The organism is Kitasatospora nipponensis, assembly GCF_039528135.1.
GTDB classification, from domain to species: Bacteria; Actinomycetota; Actinomycetes; order Streptomycetales; family Streptomycetaceae; genus Kitasatospora; species Kitasatospora nipponensis.
In genome coordinates this window covers 21078-38859 of the sequence record NZ_BAAALF010000068.1, presented here as the reverse complement: position 1 = coordinate 38859, position 17782 = coordinate 21078, and the positions used below count along the sequence as shown (strand labels likewise).

Annotated in this window: 16 protein-coding genes; 8 read left to right on the top strand and 8 right to left on the bottom strand. The window is 71.6% G+C overall.

Annotated elements, in window-relative coordinates; genetic code table 11:
• The 4 genes from ABD323_RS19875 to ABD323_RS19860 form a co-directional block, all read left to right on the top strand.
• Nucleotides 1-575: PucR family transcriptional regulator (locus ABD323_RS19875; protein WP_344443079.1), on the top strand; the 575-nt coding region annotated here is incomplete at its 5' end.
• Between the two features lie 192 nt (nt 576-767).
• The gene (gene lipB / locus ABD323_RS19870) at nt 768-1538 is read left to right on the top strand and encodes a lipoyl(octanoyl) transferase LipB (protein ID WP_425556075.1); all 771 of its coding nucleotides are present in this window, start codon (nt 768-770) and stop codon (nt 1536-1538) included.
• 162 nt (nt 1539-1700) lie between these two features.
• Nucleotides 1701-2654, top strand: a complete 954-nt coding sequence (gene lipA / locus ABD323_RS19865; RefSeq protein ID WP_344443075.1) for a lipoyl synthase — start codon at nt 1701-1703, stop codon at nt 2652-2654.
• A gap of 592 nt (nt 2655-3246) precedes the next feature.
• On the top strand, nt 3247-3936 hold the full coding sequence (locus ABD323_RS19860) for a DUF4191 domain-containing protein (protein WP_344443074.1): 690 nt from the start codon (nt 3247-3249) through the stop codon (nt 3934-3936).
• Between the two features lie 103 nt (nt 3937-4039).
• Here the strand turns inward: ABD323_RS19860 and ABD323_RS19855 are convergent, their stop codons facing one another.
• The gene (locus ABD323_RS19855) at nt 4040-4507 is read right to left on the bottom strand and encodes an RDD family protein (RefSeq protein ID WP_344443073.1); all 468 of its coding nucleotides are present in this window, start codon (nt 4505-4507) and stop codon (nt 4040-4042) included.
• Between the two features lie 305 nt (nt 4508-4812).
• On the opposite strand from ABD323_RS19855, the gene glnA reads away from it, so the two are divergent.
• Nucleotides 4813-6228, top strand: coding sequence for a type I glutamate--ammonia ligase (gene glnA, locus ABD323_RS19850; protein WP_344443072.1), 1416 nt, complete (start codon nt 4813-4815; stop codon nt 6226-6228).
• Between the two features lie 1025 nt (nt 6229-7253).
• The gene (locus ABD323_RS19845; RefSeq protein ID WP_344443071.1) at nt 7254-7472 is read left to right on the top strand and encodes a hypothetical protein; all 219 of its coding nucleotides are present in this window, start codon (nt 7254-7256) and stop codon (nt 7470-7472) included.
• 111 nt (nt 7473-7583) lie between these two features.
• On the opposite strand, the gene ABD323_RS19840 is transcribed toward ABD323_RS19845, so the two are convergent.
• The 4 genes from ABD323_RS19840 to ABD323_RS19825 all read right to left on the bottom strand — a co-directional run bounded on the left by ABD323_RS19840 (nt 7584) and on the right by ABD323_RS19825 (nt 10959).
• Nucleotides 7584-7955: a hypothetical protein gene (locus ABD323_RS19840; protein WP_344443070.1), complete on the bottom strand. Its 372-nt coding sequence runs from the start codon at nt 7953-7955 to the stop codon at nt 7584-7586.
• 149 nt (nt 7956-8104) lie between these two features.
• Nucleotides 8105-8362: a hypothetical protein gene (locus ABD323_RS19835; protein WP_344443069.1), complete on the bottom strand. Its 258-nt coding sequence runs from the start codon at nt 8360-8362 to the stop codon at nt 8105-8107.
• A 702-nt stretch (nt 8363-9064) separates the two neighbouring features.
• Nucleotides 9065-9748 (bottom strand): response regulator, encoded by a 684-nt coding sequence (locus ABD323_RS19830; protein ID WP_344443068.1) that lies wholly within the window; start codon nt 9746-9748, stop codon nt 9065-9067.
• Nucleotides 9745-10959 carry a sensor histidine kinase gene (locus ABD323_RS19825; RefSeq protein WP_344443067.1) on the bottom strand — a complete coding sequence of 405 codons (1215 nt, stop codon included), beginning with the start codon at nt 10957-10959 and terminating at the stop codon, nt 9745-9747. The genes ABD323_RS19830 and ABD323_RS19825 overlap by 4 nt, the downstream gene beginning before the upstream one ends.
• Nucleotides 10960-11103: 144 nt before the next feature.
• Here ABD323_RS19825 and ABD323_RS19820 point away from each other — a divergent pair, with 144 nt between their 5' ends.
• Nucleotides 11104-11832 carry an ABC transporter ATP-binding protein gene (locus ABD323_RS19820; protein ID WP_344443066.1) on the top strand — a complete coding sequence of 243 codons (729 nt, stop codon included), beginning with the start codon at nt 11104-11106 and terminating at the stop codon, nt 11830-11832.
• Nucleotides 11829-14228 (top strand): ABC transporter permease, encoded by a 2400-nt coding sequence (locus tag ABD323_RS19815; RefSeq protein WP_344443065.1) that lies wholly within the window; start codon nt 11829-11831, stop codon nt 14226-14228. The genes ABD323_RS19820 and ABD323_RS19815 overlap by 4 nt, the downstream gene beginning before the upstream one ends.
• Before the next feature lie 210 nt (nt 14229-14438).
• On the opposite strand, the gene ABD323_RS19810 is transcribed toward ABD323_RS19815, so the two are convergent.
• The 3 genes from ABD323_RS19810 to ABD323_RS19800 all read right to left on the bottom strand — a co-directional run bounded on the left by ABD323_RS19810 (nt 14439) and on the right by ABD323_RS19800 (nt 17529).
• Entirely contained in the window at nt 14439-15401 is a 963-nt protein-coding gene (locus ABD323_RS19810; RefSeq protein WP_344443064.1) for a ParB/RepB/Spo0J family partition protein, read from the bottom strand.
• Between the two features lie 549 nt (nt 15402-15950).
• The gene (locus tag ABD323_RS19805; RefSeq protein ID WP_344443063.1) at nt 15951-16355 is read right to left on the bottom strand and encodes a cold-shock protein; all 405 of its coding nucleotides are present in this window, start codon (nt 16353-16355) and stop codon (nt 15951-15953) included.
• A 103-nt stretch (nt 16356-16458) separates the two neighbouring features.
• Nucleotides 16459-17529, bottom strand: a complete 1071-nt coding sequence (locus ABD323_RS19800; protein WP_344443062.1) for a ParB N-terminal domain-containing protein — start codon at nt 17527-17529, stop codon at nt 16459-16461.
• Between the last annotated feature and the right edge of the window lie 253 nt (nt 17530-17782).

Here is a 17782-nt window from a genome sequence, read left to right as displayed (position 1 = left end):
AGCGGACCGCGGTCCGGTTGCGGCGGCAGCTCCGGCTCCCGCCCCGGCCCGGGCTGCGGCGCCACCGCCACCGCCCCCGCCCCCCCCCCCCCCCCGCCGGCCCCCCCCCCCCCCCCCCGGGGCGCCGGGCCCGGCTGGCCGGGCAGCCGGTCACCGTCGGCGCCGGCCGCGCCGCCGCCGGCCCGGTGGCGCTGGCCGCCGCGTACGCCGAGGGCCTGCGCTGCGTGCGGGCCCTGCGGGTGCTGGGCCGCGCCGGCGACGGGGCCTCGGCCCACTCGCTCGGCTTCCTCGGGGTGCTGCTGGGCGACGGCCACGAGGTGGGCGGCTTCGTGGCCGCCACGCTGGGCCCGCTGCTCGACTACGACGCCCGGCGCGGCACCGAGCTGGTGCGCACGCTGCGCGCGTACTTCGAGTGCGGCGGCAGACTGACCCGGGCCAAGGACGAGCTGCACGTGCACGTGAACACGGTGGTCCAGCGGCTGGACCGGATCGAGGTGCTGCTCGGCCGGGACTGGAACCACCCGGAGCGGGCGCTGGAGCTGCAGCTGGCGCTGCGCCTGCAGCTGTTGGGCTGACCCGAGCCGCGGTGGGCCCGGCCGGGCCCGCCGGGCCGGGCCGGCGGGTGGCGCACGCCACTCTCGGCCGGGCGGATCGGCGGGCGTACAGTGGCGAGGTTGGTCGCGCGGGCGAGGCCGCTCGCACGCCCGCGGACGGTCGCGCAGGCCTGGCAAGGAGCATCGGTGAGCGAGAACATACGGTTCGTCCGGATGGGCACCGGCGGGGACGCCGTCCCGTACCCGGTGGCCTGGGAGGAACAGCAGCGCCTGCACGCGCTGCGACTCGCCGACGAGATCCCGGACACCGTGCTGCTGCTGGAGCACCAGCCGGTCTTCACCGCCGGCAAGCGCACCCGGCCCGAGGACCTGCCGCTGGACGACACCCCGGTGGTGCAGGTCAACCGCGGCGGCGAGGGCACCTGGCACGGGCCCGGCCAGCTGGTCGGCTACCCGATCGTCAAGCTGCCCGAGCCGATGGACGTGATCGCGTACGTGCGCCGGCTGGAGGAGGCGCTGATCCGCGCCGCCGCCGACCTCGGCGTCACCGGCACCCGGGTCGAGGGCCGCAGCGGGGTCTGGGTGCTGGGCCGGGAACTGCCGGACGCCACCGTCGACCCCGCCCAGGTGATCGACATCGGCAAGCTCACGCTGCGGATGGGCCTGCCGCTGGGCATCGACCCGCGGCTGGCCGGTCCCGAGTACGCGCCGTCCAACGCCGGGCAGCGCGGGGACGACCGCAAGCTCGCCGCGATCGGCGTGCGGGTGGCCCGCGGCGTGACCATGCACGGCTTCGCGCTGAACTGCAACCCGGACATGACCTGGTTCGACCGGATCATCCCGTGCGGGATCCGCGACGCCGGGGTGGGCTCGCTCAGCACCGAGCTGGGCCGTGACCTGCCGGTGGACGAGGCGATCCCCGCGGTGCAGCGGCGGCTGGCGGAGGTCTTCGCGGACCTGCCCGAGCCCGCGCTCGCCCGCTGACCCGCCCGGCCCTCGACCGCCGACCCGCCGGCTACCGGCCGGTACGGGAATCCCGTCGCCACCGCGGCTGTTGCCCTGCGATTGCAGGGCGTCAGCCCGGCACAGACCGCACAAGCACAGGCGTACCCTGGGGGTACCCCGTCTAGTACCTAGGAGCCGCACGTGTCCGCTGTCGCACCCGACGGCAGGAAGCTTCTCCGCCTGGAGGTCCGCAACAGCGAGACCCCCATCGAGCGGAAGCCGGAGTGGATCAAGACCCGCGCGAAGATGGGCCCGGAGTACAACGCCCTCCAGTCGCTGGTGAAGAAGGAGGGGCTGCACACGGTCTGCCAGGAGGCCGGCTGCCCCAACATCTTCGAGTGCTGGGAGGACCGCGAGGCCACCTTCCTGATCGGTGGGGACCAGTGCACCCGGCGCTGCGACTTCTGCCAGATCGACACCGGCAAGCCGGCCGACTTCGACCGTGACGAGCCGCGCCGCGTCGCCGAGTCCATCGTCACCATGGACCTGAACTACGCGACCATCACCGGCGTGGCCCGCGACGACCTCGAGGACGGCGGGGCCTGGCTGTACGCCGAGACGGTCCGCCAGGTGCACGCGCTGACCGCGGGCCGCGAGAGCGGTCGCACCGGCGTCGAGCTGCTGATCCCCGACTTCAACGCGGTGCCCGAGCAGCTGGCCGAGGTCTTCTCCTCGCGCCCCGAGGTGCTGGCCCACAACGTCGAGACGGTCCCGCGGATCTTCAAGCGGATCCGCCCGGCCTTCCGCTACGAGCGCTCGCTGGACGTCATCACGCAGGCCCGGGCGGCCGGCCTGGTGACCAAGTCCAACCTGATCCTGGGCATGGGCGAGACCCGCGAGGAGGTCAGCCAGGCGCTGGCCGACCTGGTCGGGGCGGGCTGCGAGCTGATCACCATCACCCAGTACCTGCGTCCCTCGGTGCGCCACCACCCCGTCGAGCGCTGGGTCAAGCCGCACGAGTTCGTGGAGCTGCAGGAGGAGGCCGAGGAGCTCGGCTTCGCCGGTGTGATGTCCGGGCCGCTGGTGCGCTCCTCCTACCGCGCGGGCCGGCTCTACCGGCAGGCGCTGGAGCACCGCGAGCGCACCGCGGTCTGATCGCCCGCGGTCCCACCGGCCCTCGGGTCCGGTCGCGGGGGTCCGGTCGGCCGGCGGCCGATCGGGTGCGGGGAAGTGCGTGTGTGGCGTGGGCCCGGTCGACGACCGGGCCCACGTGCTTTCATCAGGGGTTGACCCGCGGGTCATCGACCGGTAACAGCCGCGCGGCAGACTGGGTCCCGGCCGGCCGACTCCCGGGCCCGCGGCAGCTTCCCGGGTCCCGCGACCCGGCCCGGCGAGGGGAGTGGACTGGCGATGCGCACGACTTTCACGATGGCGATCAGGATCGCCGAGAGCAGGTTGCTGGCGAGCGGACTGGGCCAGGCCCGGCTGAACGCCTGGAGTTCGGTCTGCGAGAACCGGCGCCACGCGGCGGACCGCGAGGCGGCGCGCGCGGGCTCGGTGGCCTCCCACCCCGGCCCGACCGCGTCCCGACCGGGACCCGCACCCTCCCGGCCGGGCCCTGGCCCCTCCCGGCCGGGCCCCACGGGCGGCGGCGCACGGCGGGGTCGGTAACGATTTCCCTGGTCGTTTCGGCCCAACGGGGACCGTGCTTCGCCCTCCGATGTCCCCGCCACGTACCATGACCCTCATGGCGAGGGAAACATCCGATACCCCTGGGCGACTCAAGCAGATCCGCCAGGCGTACATCATGACCAAGAAGGTCGACACCAAGATCGGCCTGATCATCGGAGGCGTCGGCCTCCTGACCTTCGGCGTGTTCCTCGCCATCGGTTTCGCGCTCGGGCACCCGATCTATCTGGGCATCCTGGGCTTCATCCTGGCCTTCCTGGCCTCGGCGGTGGTCTTCGGCCGCCGGGCCGAGCGGGCGGCGTTCGGGCAGATGGAGGGCCAGCCGGGGGCCGCGGCCGCCGTGCTGAACAACATCCGCCGCGGCTGGAGCGCCAACCCGACCCCGGTCGCGGTCACCCGCAACCAGGACGCGGTCTACCGCGCGGTCGGCCGGGCCGGCATCGCGCTGATCGGCGAGGGCAACCCGAACCGGGTCCGTCCGCTGCTGGCGGCCGAGAAGAAGAAGATGTCCCGGGTGGTCGGTGACGTGCCGGTGCACGACATCGTGGTCGGCGACGGGCCGGGTGAGGTGCCGCTGAAGAAGCTGCAGATCCACCTGATGCGCCTGCCGCGCGCCATCACCCCCGCGCAGGTGACCGAGACCAACGACCGGCTGCGCGCGCTGGGCGACCTGCTCTCCAAGGCACCGATCCCCAAGGGCCCGATGCCCAAGGGCGCCCGGATGCCCAAGGGCGGCCAGGCCCGCTGAGGCCCGGCCGGTCGCCGACCGGCCGACGCACGATCCACGAGAAGGGCCCCGCCTCGGCGGGGCCCTTTCCCATCTGCGTTCCCGTCCGCGCGACCCGCTCGGCTCAGATCCGGACCTCGACCGTGCCGACCGCCTTGTCGTGCAGGCCGCGGGTGTCGCGGTCCCAGACCGCCGCGGGCACCACCAGGCAGAGCAGCACGGTGCGCAGCAGCGCCTGCGGGATGGTGGCCCGGGTGCCGTCCAGCCGCACCACGCGCAGCCCGAAGAGCCGCTTGCCGAAGGTGGTCCCGCTGGTGGCCAGCAGGATCGCGCTGACCGCGAAGAAGACCGGCAGGCTCAGCAGGTTGGCGCGCTGCAGGTCGCCGTGGGCGAGCGCACCGTAGGCGATCAGGCTGGCCAGCCAGCCGTCGACGAAGAGCGCGCCGATCCGCCGGCCGGGGCCGGCCAGCGAGCCGGGGCCGCTCTGCGGGCGGCCGAGCCGCTCACCGCGGTAGCCGAAGTCGGCGCCCATCCGCTCGGCGACGGCCTTGGGCCCCTCGAGCCACGATCCCAGTGCTTCTCTGCTGTCCACGAAAACCACAGTAGCCGGGCCGTGCGGCCCGATCGGCGCCGACTCCCCCTGGGAGTGAATCCCGGCCGCGGCATGCCGGCGAGTGGTCCAGACCACTTGTCGGCAACGGGCCAGTCAGCGAAACGATTTGCCCACTCTCGCGCGGCTTTGCCGCCCGTTCGGGGCAACTGGTTAACATGGGCGAAACGGTCGGGTCACGGCCAGGAAACGGCCGGTTCCTAGGGTGAACGCCACCACGGCCGGTTGGGACGACTGGTCCGTGCAGGTCTGGTCCCGGTCCTGCGCGGCCGGGCAGAGGAGGATTGATGTTCAAGAATGCGGATGAGGCCAAGGCGTACATCGCGGAGAACGACATCAAGTTCGTGGATGTGCGGTTCTGCGACCTGCCAGGCGTCATGCAGCACTTCGCCGTCCCCGCCGCCACCTTCGACCCCGCCGAGACGCTGATGTTCGACGGGTCCTCGATCCGCGGCTTCCAGGCCATCCACGAGTCGGACATGGCGCTCGTCCCGGACCTGGCCACCGCGCGGCTGGACCCGTTCCGCAAGGAAAAGCACCTCAACATCAACTTCTTCATCCAGGACCCGATCACCGGCGAGGCCTACAGCCGCGACCCGCGCAACGTGGCGAAGAAGGCCGAGGCCTACCTGGCCTCCTCCGGCATCGCCGACACCGCGTTCTTCGGGCCCGAGGCCGAGTTCTACGTCTTCGACGAGGCCCGCTTCGAGACCAGCGCCAACGCGTCGTACTACCACATCGACTCCGAGGCCGGCGCCTGGAACAGCGGCCGGATCGAGGAGGGCGGCAACCGCGGCTACAAGGTCAAGTACAAGGGCGGCTACTTCCCCACCCCGCCGGTCGACCACTTCGCGGACCTGCGCGCCGAGATGTCCCTGGAACTGGCCGCCTCCGGCCTGCAGGTCGAGCGCCAGCACCACGAGGTCGGCACCGCCGGCCAGGCCGAGATCAACTACAAGTACAACACCCTGCTGCACGCCGCCGACGACCTGATGCTGTTCAAGTACATCATCAAGAACGTGGCCTGGCGCAACGGCAAGACGGCCACCTTCATGCCCAAGCCGATCTTCGGCGACAACGGCTCCGGCATGCACGTCCACCAGTCGCTCTGGGCCGAGGGCGCGCCGCTCTTCTACGACGAGCAGGGCTACGCGGGCCTGTCCGACACCGCCCGCTACTACATCGGCGGCCTGCTGAAGCACGCCCCCTCGCTGCTCGCCTTCACCAACCCCTCGGTGAACTCCTACCACCGCCTGGTCCCGGGCTTCGAGGCGCCGGTCAACCTGGTCTACTCGCAGCGCAACCGCTCGGCCGCGATCCGGATCCCGATCACCGGCTCCAACGCCAAGGCCAAGCGCATCGAGTTCCGCGCGCCCGACCCGTCCTCCAACCCCTACCTCGCCTTCGCGGCGATGCTGATGGCGGGCCTGGACGGCATCAAGAACAAGATCGAGCCGTTGCAGCCGGTCGACAAGGACCTCTACGAGCTCGCCCCCGACGAGCACGCCAGCGTCCCCCAGGTCCCCGCCTCCCTCCCCGCCGTCCTGGAGGCCCTGGAGGCGGACCACGAGTACCTCCTCGCCGGCGGCGTCTTCACCCCGGACCTGATCGAGACCTGGATCGACTACAAGCGCACCAACGAGATCGCCCCCATCGCCCTGCGCCCCCACCCGCACGAGTTCGAGCTCTACTTCGACCTGTAGGGGCACCTCCGACCTGCGGAAACACAGGTCGACCTATCCTCGTTTCCGCAGGTCAGGCGCCCTTCTGACCTGCGGAAACGCTGTCTTGGGACCAGCCGTCGACCGTCTGACGGCTCGCGATGTGAAATGAGAGCGAAACGGAGAACGGGTCGCGGCGCGCCCGAGCCCATCCGCTTCTCCTGTGCATGGCCGACAGATGGCCCTCGCCGGACGGGAAGCCGGTACCGAGGATCTTGTTGCGCGCCGAGTTCGAGCTGTACCCCCGAAGCGGCAACGCTATCAGTTCAGCTGGACCGGGAGCGCTCGCCCTGGCGGCCGGCGAGGGTGGGCCGGCACCACCCAGGCGTCGGCGGCAGGCTGGCGGCTCAGCACAAGGCTCCTGGGTGACCTGAACCGCCACGGCGCTCCCCGCACTCACGTGACGCCGAGTAGCCGCCGACCGTGCGCCGTCGTCCCCGGTCTGGCCAGCAGGATTGCCCCTCTGCACTCGCCCCATGCCAGCCTGCTGCATGAATCCCCCGGGAACCCAGGGCGACACACTCACACAGACGGTGGCCAGCTGGGCGGGCGAGATGCCAGGGCGTCCGTCCCGCGGATACCAGCCCGCGAAGTCCTCGTCGCACCACAGCCCGTCCAGCCGGTCTCTCACCCAAATCTCCGTCGTACCGCCGGGGTTGATCACTCGCGCGATCTTCGCGGTCAGGGAGGGGACTTGCTCGCCGGAGCGGGGATGGAGCGACAACTGACACCTCGACAACTGCGCGGTCTTTGATCAGCCCGAGCATGCCCGCTGGTCAGGCGGGCACACCGGGAAGCCTTCAAGATCCCTGACAGGGTCAAGCTGAGTGACGCTCACGGGGCTTGTCGGCACCGGTCTCGATGGAGGGGCAAGGAGTCACTTGATGGTGATCTTGGCGCCCGCGCCCTCGAGCTGGGCCCCACCTACCGACCGTCGCCGGCGAACCCCAGCAGTGTCGGTCTGCCCCAGGGTTCTTGGAGGTGTCCAGATAAACGTTGAGGTTGGCGTGCTTGAGCGGGGAGAGCCGGGCGATGTCCTCGTCCAGGACATCGTGCTCGCGCTGGTCGGCGGGCAGGGCCCGCAACTGCTCGGCGGCAGCCTCCAGTCCAGGCAGCGGGTGATCCACAGCACCGCGGCGCCAGGCCGGCCGCGCCGAGCTGCCCGCAGTGACGGTGACGATGACCGGCGGCAGCTCTCGAAGCCTGGGCCGGGCGGATCCCCCTGACCGCCGTATTCGCGCTGCAACGATCGCCCGTACGCGTACACGCCGTACCGATGCCGCCTCCACCTCGCGGGGCAGCCTCAACCACACCCAACCGGCCCCGGACTCGTCGGATCACAGAGCGTGGGAGGCTTGCTCCTCATGTACCCCGGTCCAATCCGGGAACTGCTGGTCCAGGACCTTGCGGGCCTTGTCCAGGTCCCCGTCCACGCCAACCTCAATCTTGCCGCTGCCGGTGATCCGGGTGGAGCTGATCGTGAACCCGTCGCCGGTGGTTCGGTTCACCCAGTACCGCACCACGAGTTCCTGCGGGATGTGCGCGCCGCCGTCCCCGGCCCGGTAGGCCACCAGCACCGTCTGGCCGGGGAATCGGTCTTCGAGGACCGTGCGGGCCTTGGCCACATCCCCGCACACCGTCACGTTGAAGAGGCCGGGCTTGCGCTGGTCGATACCGCACAGGGTGAAGCCCTCGCCGGTGACGGACATGATCTGTCCTTCGGTGTCACCCGGCGAGGGCGAGGGGAGCGCGAGAGGAGAGCCGCCGTGACCGGTGCCACAGCCGGTGAGAAGTATCGCCGCCAGAGCGACGGAAGCGGCACGGACTGTGGTTCGAAGCACGAGGCCCCCTTTACGCGTCAGGTGTTGAGAGTGAATCCGAGCGTGTTAACAATGGCGGACATACCGATGTAGGAGACCCCTTCGTAACACGTAGTGGCGCCGTAGGTGTCAACACCAAAGGCGCACACAACGGTGCCGCCGTACGAGCCGCTGATCAAGCCGCGCGCCTGCATGTCATTGCCGTAAGTGCCGTCGGGGCTGGCGATGACGGGGCCACCGCTGTCACCCGCCGCCACGGCCGCGTGACCAGTGTCCGTCCGCATGGCCTGAACCACGTTGTGCCGGGTGATGCCACCAGGATGTTGCAGTGGATTCCGGACATGGCACCCGAGGTGCACACGTAGTCCCCGTCATGGTTGAGGCCCCAGCTCGCAATGTGCTTGTGGTAGCCGTTCGGGTCGTTCCATGCCCCCTCGTAGTTGGGTCCCGCCGTTTCCGTTCAGGTTCACGAACGTCGTGTCGTAGCCGAGATTCGAATCCCCGGCCCACCCTTCAACGCTATTCGTACCCGTGGTGAACGTCCCGGACGTCCCGCAGTGCGACGCGGTCAGGACGACGGCGTTACCGGCGTACGAACCTGCGAAGCCGCTGGAGCAGAACGAGTTGTTCGGGGTGAGCAACTCGGCACCTGCCCAGAACGGCGAGGAGTCGTCGTCCCGGCCGTAGGTGTCCGCACTCTCCGGTGCGGGGGATGCCTGGACCGGGACACCCGCCAGCGCCTGAGCACGGGTGACGAAGTCCGCCGGGGACACAGCGGTGATCCGCTGTGCGGGAATTACAAGAGACTTCGCCACGCGACGGGCAGGCGTCGAGGGCTGGCGGGCTCGCCGTGTGACATGGAAGTGAAATGAGTTCGAGCTCGCCAGTGAGCCTGAAGCACACCCCGAACTCGACTCGAATCCCGCTGCGGCCAGGTGGGTGTGCTCGCATCTGGAACGCGGCGAACTCGTGGTCGCGATCGCTCCTCTCGTCCCGCCCTACCGTCTGCGCGGGACGAGTCCGGCCTCGAAGGCGATGATCGCCAGGTGGACGCGGTCCCGAGCTTCGAGCTTGGCGAACAGGCGCGCGACATGCGTCTTCGACGTCGCCGCGCTGATCACCAACCGCTCGGCTATCTCAGCGTTCGACAGTCCCTGTCCGACCAGTGCCAGCACCTCGCGCTCCCGGTCGGTGATCCCCGCGACGAGACGTGAGTCCGCGGCGGGCCCGGCGTCCGGTTCGCGGACCGCGGGGCCGGACGTTGCGGCGAAGTCCGCGATCAGCCGTCGGGTCACGCTCGGCGCGATCAACGCGTCGCCGGCCGCCACCACGCGGATCGCCTCCAGGAGCGCGTCCAGGGCCATGCTCTTGAGCAGGAAACCGCTGGCCCCGGCGCGCAGTGCGCCGTAGACGTACTCGTCGTCGTCGAAGGTCGTCAGCACCAACACCTTGGGCGGGTCCGGCTCGGCGGTCGCCTGCCGGGTCGCCTCGATCCCGTCCATGCCCGGCATTCGGATGTCCATCACCACGACATCCGGCCGCAGTTCACGCACCAGGCGCACCGCCTCACGGCCGTCGCCGGCCTCGCCGACCACCTCCAGGTCGTCGGTGGCGCCGATCAGGATCGCGAGCCCGACCAGCATCAGCGGCTGGTCATCGGCCAGCAGCACCCGCACGCTCATACCGGCAGCCTCGCAGCCACCCGGAATCCGCCCTCCGGACGCCGGCCCGCACTGAACTGGCCGGACAGCAACGTCACCCGCTCGCGCATGCCGAGCAGGCCGAAGCCGCTCCCGCCGGCCGCTGCCGAGAGCCTCGGACGGCCGGGCCCGCCGAGGCCGTCGTCCCCGTCGTCCACCACCTCGATCGTCACTCCTTCCGGCTCGTAACCGACCGCGACCCGGCACGTCCGCGCACCGGAGTGCCGCACCACGTTCGTCACCGACTCCTGCACGATCCGGAACGCCGACAGATCGATCTCCGGCGGCAGCGGACGCTGCTCGCCCCGCCAGCTCACCTGGACCCGCACCCCGGCGTCGGCCGTGCGTTCGGCGAGTTTCGGGACATCCGCCAGGCTGCCGCCCGGCGCCAGCGGAGCAGCCTGCGGCATGGCGTCGTCGGGCTCGGCGCGGCGCAGCGCTCCGAGCATGCGCTGCAGCCCGAGCAGCGTCTCCCGACCGGTGGTCTCGATGCCGGTCAGCGCCTGCCGCGTCTGCTCGGGCTTGGTCTCCACGACCCGCGCCGCCGCTCCCGACAGCACCGTGATGATCCCGATGCTGTGCGCGACGCTGTCGTGCAGTTCGCGGGCGATCCGCAGCCGCTCGGTCATGACGGCGCGGGCCGCGGTCTGCTCCTGCAGGGCTTCGAGGTATTCACGGCGTTTGCGGTACACCAGGCCGAAGACCCACGCGACCGCGAACACGAAGGCGAGCTGCCCGCCCCACGGGGCCGCGTAGCCGATGTACTCCCCGTGGCGGACGAGGACGCGCTCGGCGACCGCCGTCGCGACGGCCGCGACGGAGCCGACGGCGGCAGCCCTCGGCCGCCGGACCGCGAGGTACCCGCCCAAGGCCGGGAGCAGGAGGAGCACGAACCAGGACCGTGCGCCGAAGAAGTCACCGAGGATCGATTCGCCCAGGACCGTCGCGAAGACCGCCGCGGGCAGACGGCGCACCAGCAGGATCGGAAGGGCGAGCAGGACGCAGAGTCCGATCATCTGGTCGGCCCCGAGGTCGGGGAACCGGAACGGGCCGTCGGAGCGCCGGAGCTGAGCGACCGGCAGCGTCAGGAAGAGCATCAGCGCGTAGAAGCAGGCGGTGGCCAGCGCCACGGCCCGTGCCGTCAGCCAGGTCACGGGTGCCGATGTCGAGAAACGCTGGAGCAGCTCTTCCATGCGGAGATCGTATGGACTGGCATCGGCTCCGCGCGTCGCCCCGGGGATGTACGCGCGGTACGCCGCCGGGCCGACGGCCTGGAGGAAGAGGTGACATCCGCCGGCCGACGCGATGGAACACCGTCCGTTCCTAGGTTCGTGGCCATGACGAATGAGCCGATGATCGACCTCCGGGGCGCGACGAAGACATACGACGACGGCCCGCCCGCGCTGGCCGGGGTGACCCTGTCCGTGGCGGCCGGTGAGTGCGTGGCCGTCCTCGGCCATTCCGGGAGTGGCAAGTCCACGTTGCTGAACCTGGTCGCGGGCCTGGACAGGCCTTCCAGCGGCACCGTCACCGTCAACGGAACCCGGGTCGACCAACTCGGCGAGGCCGGTTCGGCGAAGTACCGGCGGGCTTCCGTCGGCATGATCTTCCAGTTCTTCAACCTGCTCGACGACCTGACGGTGCTGGACAACGTGATGGTTCCGGCGCAGTTGGCCGGGATGGGCAAGGGCGAGGTGAAGCGGCGGGCGACGGAGTTGCTCGCCTCGCTGGGCATCGACCGGCACGCCAAGGCCTACCCGCAGCGGCTGTCCGGCGGCCAGCGGCAGCGGGTCGCGGTGGCCAGGGCCCTGATGAACCGGCCGGCCTTGCTGCTGGCCGACGAGCCGACCGGCGCGCTGGACTCGCGCTCGGCCGAGGACGTGCGCGAGCTGCTGCTGGATCTGAATGCCGAGGGTCAGACCATCCTGCTGGTGACCCACGACACCCACCTGGCCGCGAACACCGCGCGGCGCACCATCGAGCTGGTGGACGGCGCCGTGGCCCGGGACGTGGTCGACACGCTCAGCGGCGCCACCTCCACCAGCTCGGCGGGAGCGAGCCGATGAGCGCCCTGGGCAAGGTCGTGCGCTCCGGCGTCGGCCGACGTCGTGTGCAGTCCTTCGTCATGGCGATGACGACGTTCGCGGCCGTCACCTCCTCGGTGCTCTCGCTCGGCCTGCTGGCCGTCGTGCAGGCCCCGTTCGAGCACGCCTTCAAGGCCCGCAACGGCGCGCACCTGTCGGTCCAGTTCGACAGCTCGAAGGCCACTGCCGCGCAGGCCGCCGCCACCGCGCACGCCGCCGGCGTCACCGAGGCGTCCGGGCCCTACCCGGTCACCGCCGCCCTGGACACGACCTACGGCACGGACTGCACCTGGAGCTTCGCCCCGGGCCAGCCGCTCGCCGGTCGCGGCAACGAGCCGGTCGTCGCCACCACCCGGCCCGACCTGGCCGCCACCTCCGGCCTGGACCAACTGGCCCTGGTCCAGGGCAGGTGGCCGACCGCCCCGAACGAGATCGTCCTGTCCACATGGGACCATCACTGCGCAGGCGGTTCCGTGGTGTTCGCCACGCTGCCGGGCACGCCCTCGTTCAAGGTCGTCGGCCAGGCGAACTCGCTGACCGGCACCGCGACCGGTTTCCTCACCGCCGACGGCTTCGCGCGGCTGACCGCCACCGGCGCCAGGACCGACGAGCAGATGCTCTACCGGTTCGCCAAGTCCGGGACCGACGCCGACCTCGCCACGGACAGGCAGGCGATCGCCGCCGCCGCGCCGGCCGGCTCGGTCGAGAGCGGACAGTCCTACCTGGCCGTGGAGAAGCAGGCCGTCGGCAGCGCGAAGTCCTTCGTGCCGTTCCTGGTCGTCTTCGGCGTCCTCGGCCTGTTCCTGTCGGTGCTGATCATCGCGATCGTGGTCAGCGGCGCGGTGGTGTCGGGCATCCGGCGCATCGGGATCCTGAAGTCGCTCGGCTTCACCCCCTGGCAGGTGGCCCGCGCCTACGCCGCGCAAGCCCTGATCCCGGCGACGATCGGCGTGCTGGGCGGCACGCTGGCCGGCAACCTGCTGGCCGTTCCGGTCCTGGGCAAGGCCAGCAAGGATCTCGGTGCCGCCGGCACCGGCCTGCCGGTGTGGGTCAGCCTCCTGGTGCCGATCGGCACCCTGGTCATCGTCGGTGTCACCGCGCTCGTCCCGGCACTTCGGGCCGGCCGCATGCCGGCCGTGCAGACCTTGGTCGTCGGCCGCGCCCCGAAGGCCCGGCGCGGCCAAGCCGCGCAGCGCCTGGCGAGCCGGCTGCCGCTGCCCCGGCCGATGTCACTGGGACTGGCCCAGCCGTTCGCCAAGCCGGCCCGGGCCGCGCTGGTCGGCGCCGCGGTGCTGTTCGGCGCCGTCAGCGTCACCTTCGCGATGGGGCTGGAGACCGCGTTCACCAAGTACACGGACACGGACACCACCGGTCTCAACGCCGCGTCGATGATCGTGGTGCCCGCCGGCATGCCCACCGGCTTCCACTCCTCCGGCGGCCCTGCCAACCCGCACCTGGACTCCACCGGGGTGGCCGCCGCGCTCGCTTCCGTCCCGGGCACGAAGGCCGCCTTCGGCTGGGGCACCAGCGGCGCGACCGTGATCGGCACGTCGCCGGGCGACTACACGATCGTGGACACCACCACCGGCGACCTGTCCTGGAGCGAGCTGGGGCTGCTAGACGGCCGTTTCTACCAGAACCCCGGCGAAGCCGTGATCAACGACCACCTGGCCTCGGCGACCGGGATGCACGTCGGCGACACCGTCACCGTGACGCAGGACGACAAGCGGCTGCCGCTGCGGATCGTCGGCATCGACTTCGATGCCAGCAGCACCGGGGTCGTGCTGACCGACTCGGCCACGTTCGCCGCCGCCGGCCTGTCGACGTACATCACCCAGTTCAACGTCGAGTTGGCCGACAACGTCAGCGGGTCCAACTGGTCCGCCTCGGCCGCCCCCGCGCTGACCCCGCTGCACGCGGCAGCCACTGCGAACATCAGGTACCCCAACGCGACGGTGCTCACCATGGCCGCCCTGGTGGCCACCCTCACCCTGATGATGATCGCGGTCGCCGCGCTCGGCGTGCTGAACACCGTGGTGCAGGACACCAGGGAACGGATCCACGACCTGGGGATCTTCAAGGCCCTCGGGATGACGCCCCGGCAGACCATCGCGATGGTGCTGACCTCGGTGAGCCTCATCGGCCTGATCGCCGGGCTGATCGGGGTCCCGATCGGGATGGCGGTGGAGAAGGTGACGCTGAGCCGGATGGGCAGCGCGATCGGCCGGAACCTGCCGCCGAGCGTGACCCACACCTACACCGCCGGGATACTGCTCCCGCTGCTGGCCGGCGGGATCGCGATCGCCCTGCTCGGGGCCCTGTTGCCGGCCGGCTGGGCGGCACGCTCCCGGACCGCCACCGCGCTGCGGACCGAGTAGAACCGGTCGCTCGAAACACTGAGGACCTGCCATCGTGAAGCTGCTGGTCAGAGTGACGGCACAGATCTTCCGTGAGGACGTCATTTCCGCAGGTCAGGGGCATGTTCGATCAGAACTTCGACCTGTGGCCGACCGCGCACAGTCCACCGCCGGGCCCCGGTCGCCCTCCACGGAGAGCGACCGGGGCCCGGCGCGTTCCACCGGACGGGGTCACTCGCCGACCGCGAGGCGGCGGGAGGTGCGGGACCGTTCGTCGAGTTCGCGGGCGAAGCCGAGCCAGGTCTCGGCGTACTGCTGGGCCAGGCTCATCACCAGTTCCCCGCAGTGCGAGGGGACCGCCGCCGCCAGCTCGGACCACTCGTGCGTGCCGATGGCGTTGTGCTGCAACAGCCGCAGCAGCCGGCGCCGTTCCTCGCGGTGCCGCAGGGAGGGGTCGCGCAGCAGCTTCTCCAGCACCAGGTCGGTGTCCGCGCGCAGCAGTTGCATCCGCCGCCGGCTCCGCGCCCCGGCCGTCGCGACTGCCGGCACGGCGCCGTTCTCGGCGTCGCCGGGCTGCCTCGGCACCCGGGCGGGGGCCTGGCCCGCCTCCAGCCGCCGGCGGACGTCGCCGGCGGTGGTCGGGGAGATGCCGGCGGTGCGGGCCACCGCGCGCAGCGAGGCCCGCGGGTCCTCGCGCATCAACTCGGCCGCCCGGGTGCGGCCCTCCGCGCTGCTGAGCGGGCGGACCCGGCCGTCACGGCCGATCCGCGAAGGGGCCTGCGCGTCGTGCGCCGTCGTGCTGCGGCGGATCGTCGCGACCGCCTTGGCGCCCAGGCCCGCGACGCGGGCGATCTCCCGGTCGGACAGCTGCGGGTGCGAGGCCATGATGCGGGCGGCGGCCGCCCGTCGATCGTCCCTGGTGAGCGGCAGGCCGTGCGCGACGTTCGCGCTGACCGCGCGCAGGAAGGCATCCTCGGTGGTGCCCTCGAAGAACTCGACGTCGATGTCCGCCTGCCCGCGCAGGAAGGCGGCCTTCAACCGGTGCATCCCGTCGATGACCTTCATCGACGGCCGGTGGACCAGGATCGGCGGCAGCGGGGTGTCGAGTCCGGCCAGCAGCGTGACGTACTCACCGTCCTCCCCGGTCGAGCGGGGGGAGTCACCGGGCAGCAGCAGCGCGATCGGCACGGACACGATCTGTTGGCTGCCGCCTCCCACGGAACGGACACGATCGACCGGAGCGGGTTCCTTCCCCTGATGCTGTGATTCTCGTACGCCAATGTCAGGCTTCATCGATTCAACCCCCGTTGGATGAATTCTCACGATCGTGATCCAGCGGGTTGCCGACCCGGCCGGACCAGTGGCACCAGGAACGCGGCGGACCGTCCCGCCCGTTGACTCCCTTCAGTCGCGCGCCCGCGGCCGCGCGCGACCGATCGCGCGCACGGCACAGGACCCGACGACCCCGACACTCCCAGCCGCCACATAAGCACCCATCGTCACCTCTGCCAACGGTCCTGTCGAGTCGTCACCGCACAGCCTCTCGGGGCTTCCACCAGGCATGCGACACATCTCCACACCGACGCGACGGCGCCGGCGACCCCTCGATCGGGCCACTGCCCGCTCAGCGAGGATGAACTGACCACCGGTCAGTTCAACGAGCCGACCGGGACCGCGCCCGCACGACAGCGGACCGGGTACCCCGTGGGTACCCGGTCCGCTGCTGTGACCCGTGCCGCCGGGTCAGCCCTCGACCCACCCGTGGGCCTTGCCGAACTGCGCCAGCTCGCGCCGCACCTGGAGGACCTGCTCACCCGTCAGCGACGGGACCGCGCGCAGCAGCAGCTCGGTGACGTCACGGGTGTAGTCGGCCGCGCTGAGCACGTCGCACATCGGCTCCTCGCCGTCCGTGCTCCTGACCACCGGGGTCGCGGGGCTCAGCGAGCCCGGCGCGAGCCGCACCGCCGAGGCCTTCAGGCCGCGGCCACCGTCCTCGATGTCGAACTCCACCGACACTCCCGAGCGCACCGAGGACTCCGGAATCAGCAGATCGTTCACATGCAGGAAGACGTCCTCGCCACCGCTCTCCGGAGCGATGAACCCGTATCCCCGCGTCCCGTCGAAACGCACCACACGGCCAGCAACCATCACAACCCCCAAAAGAATCGGGCCACTTGCCCGACAGACCTGGCAGCCATCCTACGCACGCCGGCGATCGTCGGCACAGGGCGACGGGCCGTTCGCCCGCCGCTCACCGCCCCGGCTCCTCGTCGGCCGCCGCAGGCGCCGGCCACCGCGCGCGCTCGCCCAGCTGCCGCGAGAACTCCAGCCAGGTGCGGGCGTACTGGCGCGCCAGGCGGGCCACCTGCTCCTCGCAGTCGGGCGGCACCGCGGCCGTCAGCTCGGACCACTGCCCGGCCTCGATCGCGTTGCTCCGCAGCAGGCACAACAGGTGGCGCCCCTCCTCGCTGCCGCGCAGCGAGGGGTCCCGCAGCAGCCTGCCGACCACGTCCGCGGGGTCCTGGCGCTGCGGCCGCCGGCCCCGCGCCACGGTGCCCCGCCCGGAGACCAGGACGTCGACGGTGCGGCCGCCCGGCGGGCGCGACCCCTCGGCCACCGGCTCCTCGCCGCACCGCAGCCGCCGGCGGACATCCGCGGCCGTCGCCGGCGAGACGCCCGCGGACCGGGCCACCTCGCGCAGGGACGCCTGCGGACGCTCGGTGATCAGCTCGGCGGCCCTCCGGCGGCCCTCGGCGGCACTGAGCGGGCGGACCTTGCCGTCCCGGCCCACCCGGGTGTTCAACTGCGCCCCGGCGTCGGTTGAACGGGCCCGGATCGAGGCCACCGTCCGGGCGGCCAGGCCCACCGCCGTGGCGATCGCCCGGTCCGACAGCTGCGGGTGCGAGGCGACGATCCGCTCGGCCGCGGCCCGGCGCTCGGCGGAGGAGAGCGGCAGGCCGTGCGTGGTGTTCGCCCGGACCGCCCGCAGGAAGGCGTCCGGCCCGGCCCCCTCGAAGAACTCGACGTCGATCTCCTGCCGCCCGTTCAGCAGGGCGGCGAAGACCCGGTGCATGCCGTCGACCACGCGCATGCTGCGCCGGTCCACCAGGATCGGCGGCAGCGGCGTCGCGATCTCGGCCAGCCGGACGACGTGGGCCATGTCCAGCCCGTTCAACCGCGGCGACTCGCCGGGCGACAGGCGGGAGATCGGGACGCCCACCGCACGCTGTTCACGGAACTCGGCGTGCAGGGCGGCACCGGCCGAGGCCGCCGCGGTGTCCGCCCCGACCGGTTGTGGCGAGCCGCCATGTGACTGGTTCATCTACGTCATCCCCGTCGACTGTGCTGCCGTGTTCTCCGGTTGAACGTTTCCAACTCTCGATGTCGCACCCCGGCCGCCCGCATCCCTTTCCGGTGCACGGCCGTGCAACCGACCACCGCCAGGCTCGGCCCCGGTTACCGGGTGCCGCGGTGACCGCCGGGCGCCGCCGTCACCGGCCGTGCGCCCGGCCTCCGGTGCGACCCGCCCATGGTCACCCCTCGTCCCCGGGGTGTCGAGACGTCAAACCGCCCTC

What these genes read in the sequence shown, in the direction of transcription:
- lipB (WP_425556075.1), top strand. Translation starts at nt 768, where the DNA reads ATGGGCACCGGCGGGGACGCCGTCCCGTACCCGGTGGCCTGGGAGGAA.
- ABD323_RS19860 (WP_344443074.1), top strand. Translation starts at nt 3,247, where the DNA reads ATGGCGAGGGAAACATCCGATACCCCTGGGCGACTCAAGCAGATCCGC.
- glnA (WP_344443072.1), top strand. Translation starts at nt 4,813, where the DNA reads ATGTTCAAGAATGCGGATGAGGCCAAGGCGTACATCGCGGAGAACGAC.
- ABD323_RS19840 (WP_344443070.1), bottom strand. Translation starts at nt 7,955, where the DNA reads ATGTCCGTCACCGGCGAGGGCTTCACCCTGTGCGGTATCGACCAGCGC.
- ABD323_RS19830 (WP_344443068.1), bottom strand. Translation starts at nt 9,748, where the DNA reads ATGAGCGTGCGGGTGCTGCTGGCCGATGACCAGCCGCTGATGCTGGTC.
- ABD323_RS19825 (WP_344443067.1), bottom strand. Translation starts at nt 10,959, where the DNA reads ATGGAAGAGCTGCTCCAGCGTTTCTCGACATCGGCACCCGTGACCTGG.
- ABD323_RS19820 (WP_344443066.1), top strand. Translation starts at nt 11,104, where the DNA reads ATGACGAATGAGCCGATGATCGACCTCCGGGGCGCGACGAAGACATAC.
- ABD323_RS19815 (WP_344443065.1), top strand. Translation starts at nt 11,829, where the DNA reads ATGAGCGCCCTGGGCAAGGTCGTGCGCTCCGGCGTCGGCCGACGTCGT.
- ABD323_RS19805 (WP_344443063.1), bottom strand. Translation starts at nt 16,355, where the DNA reads ATGGTTGCTGGCCGTGTGGTGCGTTTCGACGGGACGCGGGGATACGGG.
- ABD323_RS19800 (WP_344443062.1), bottom strand. Translation starts at nt 17,529, where the DNA reads ATGAACCAGTCACATGGCGGCTCGCCACAACCGGTCGGGGCGGACACC.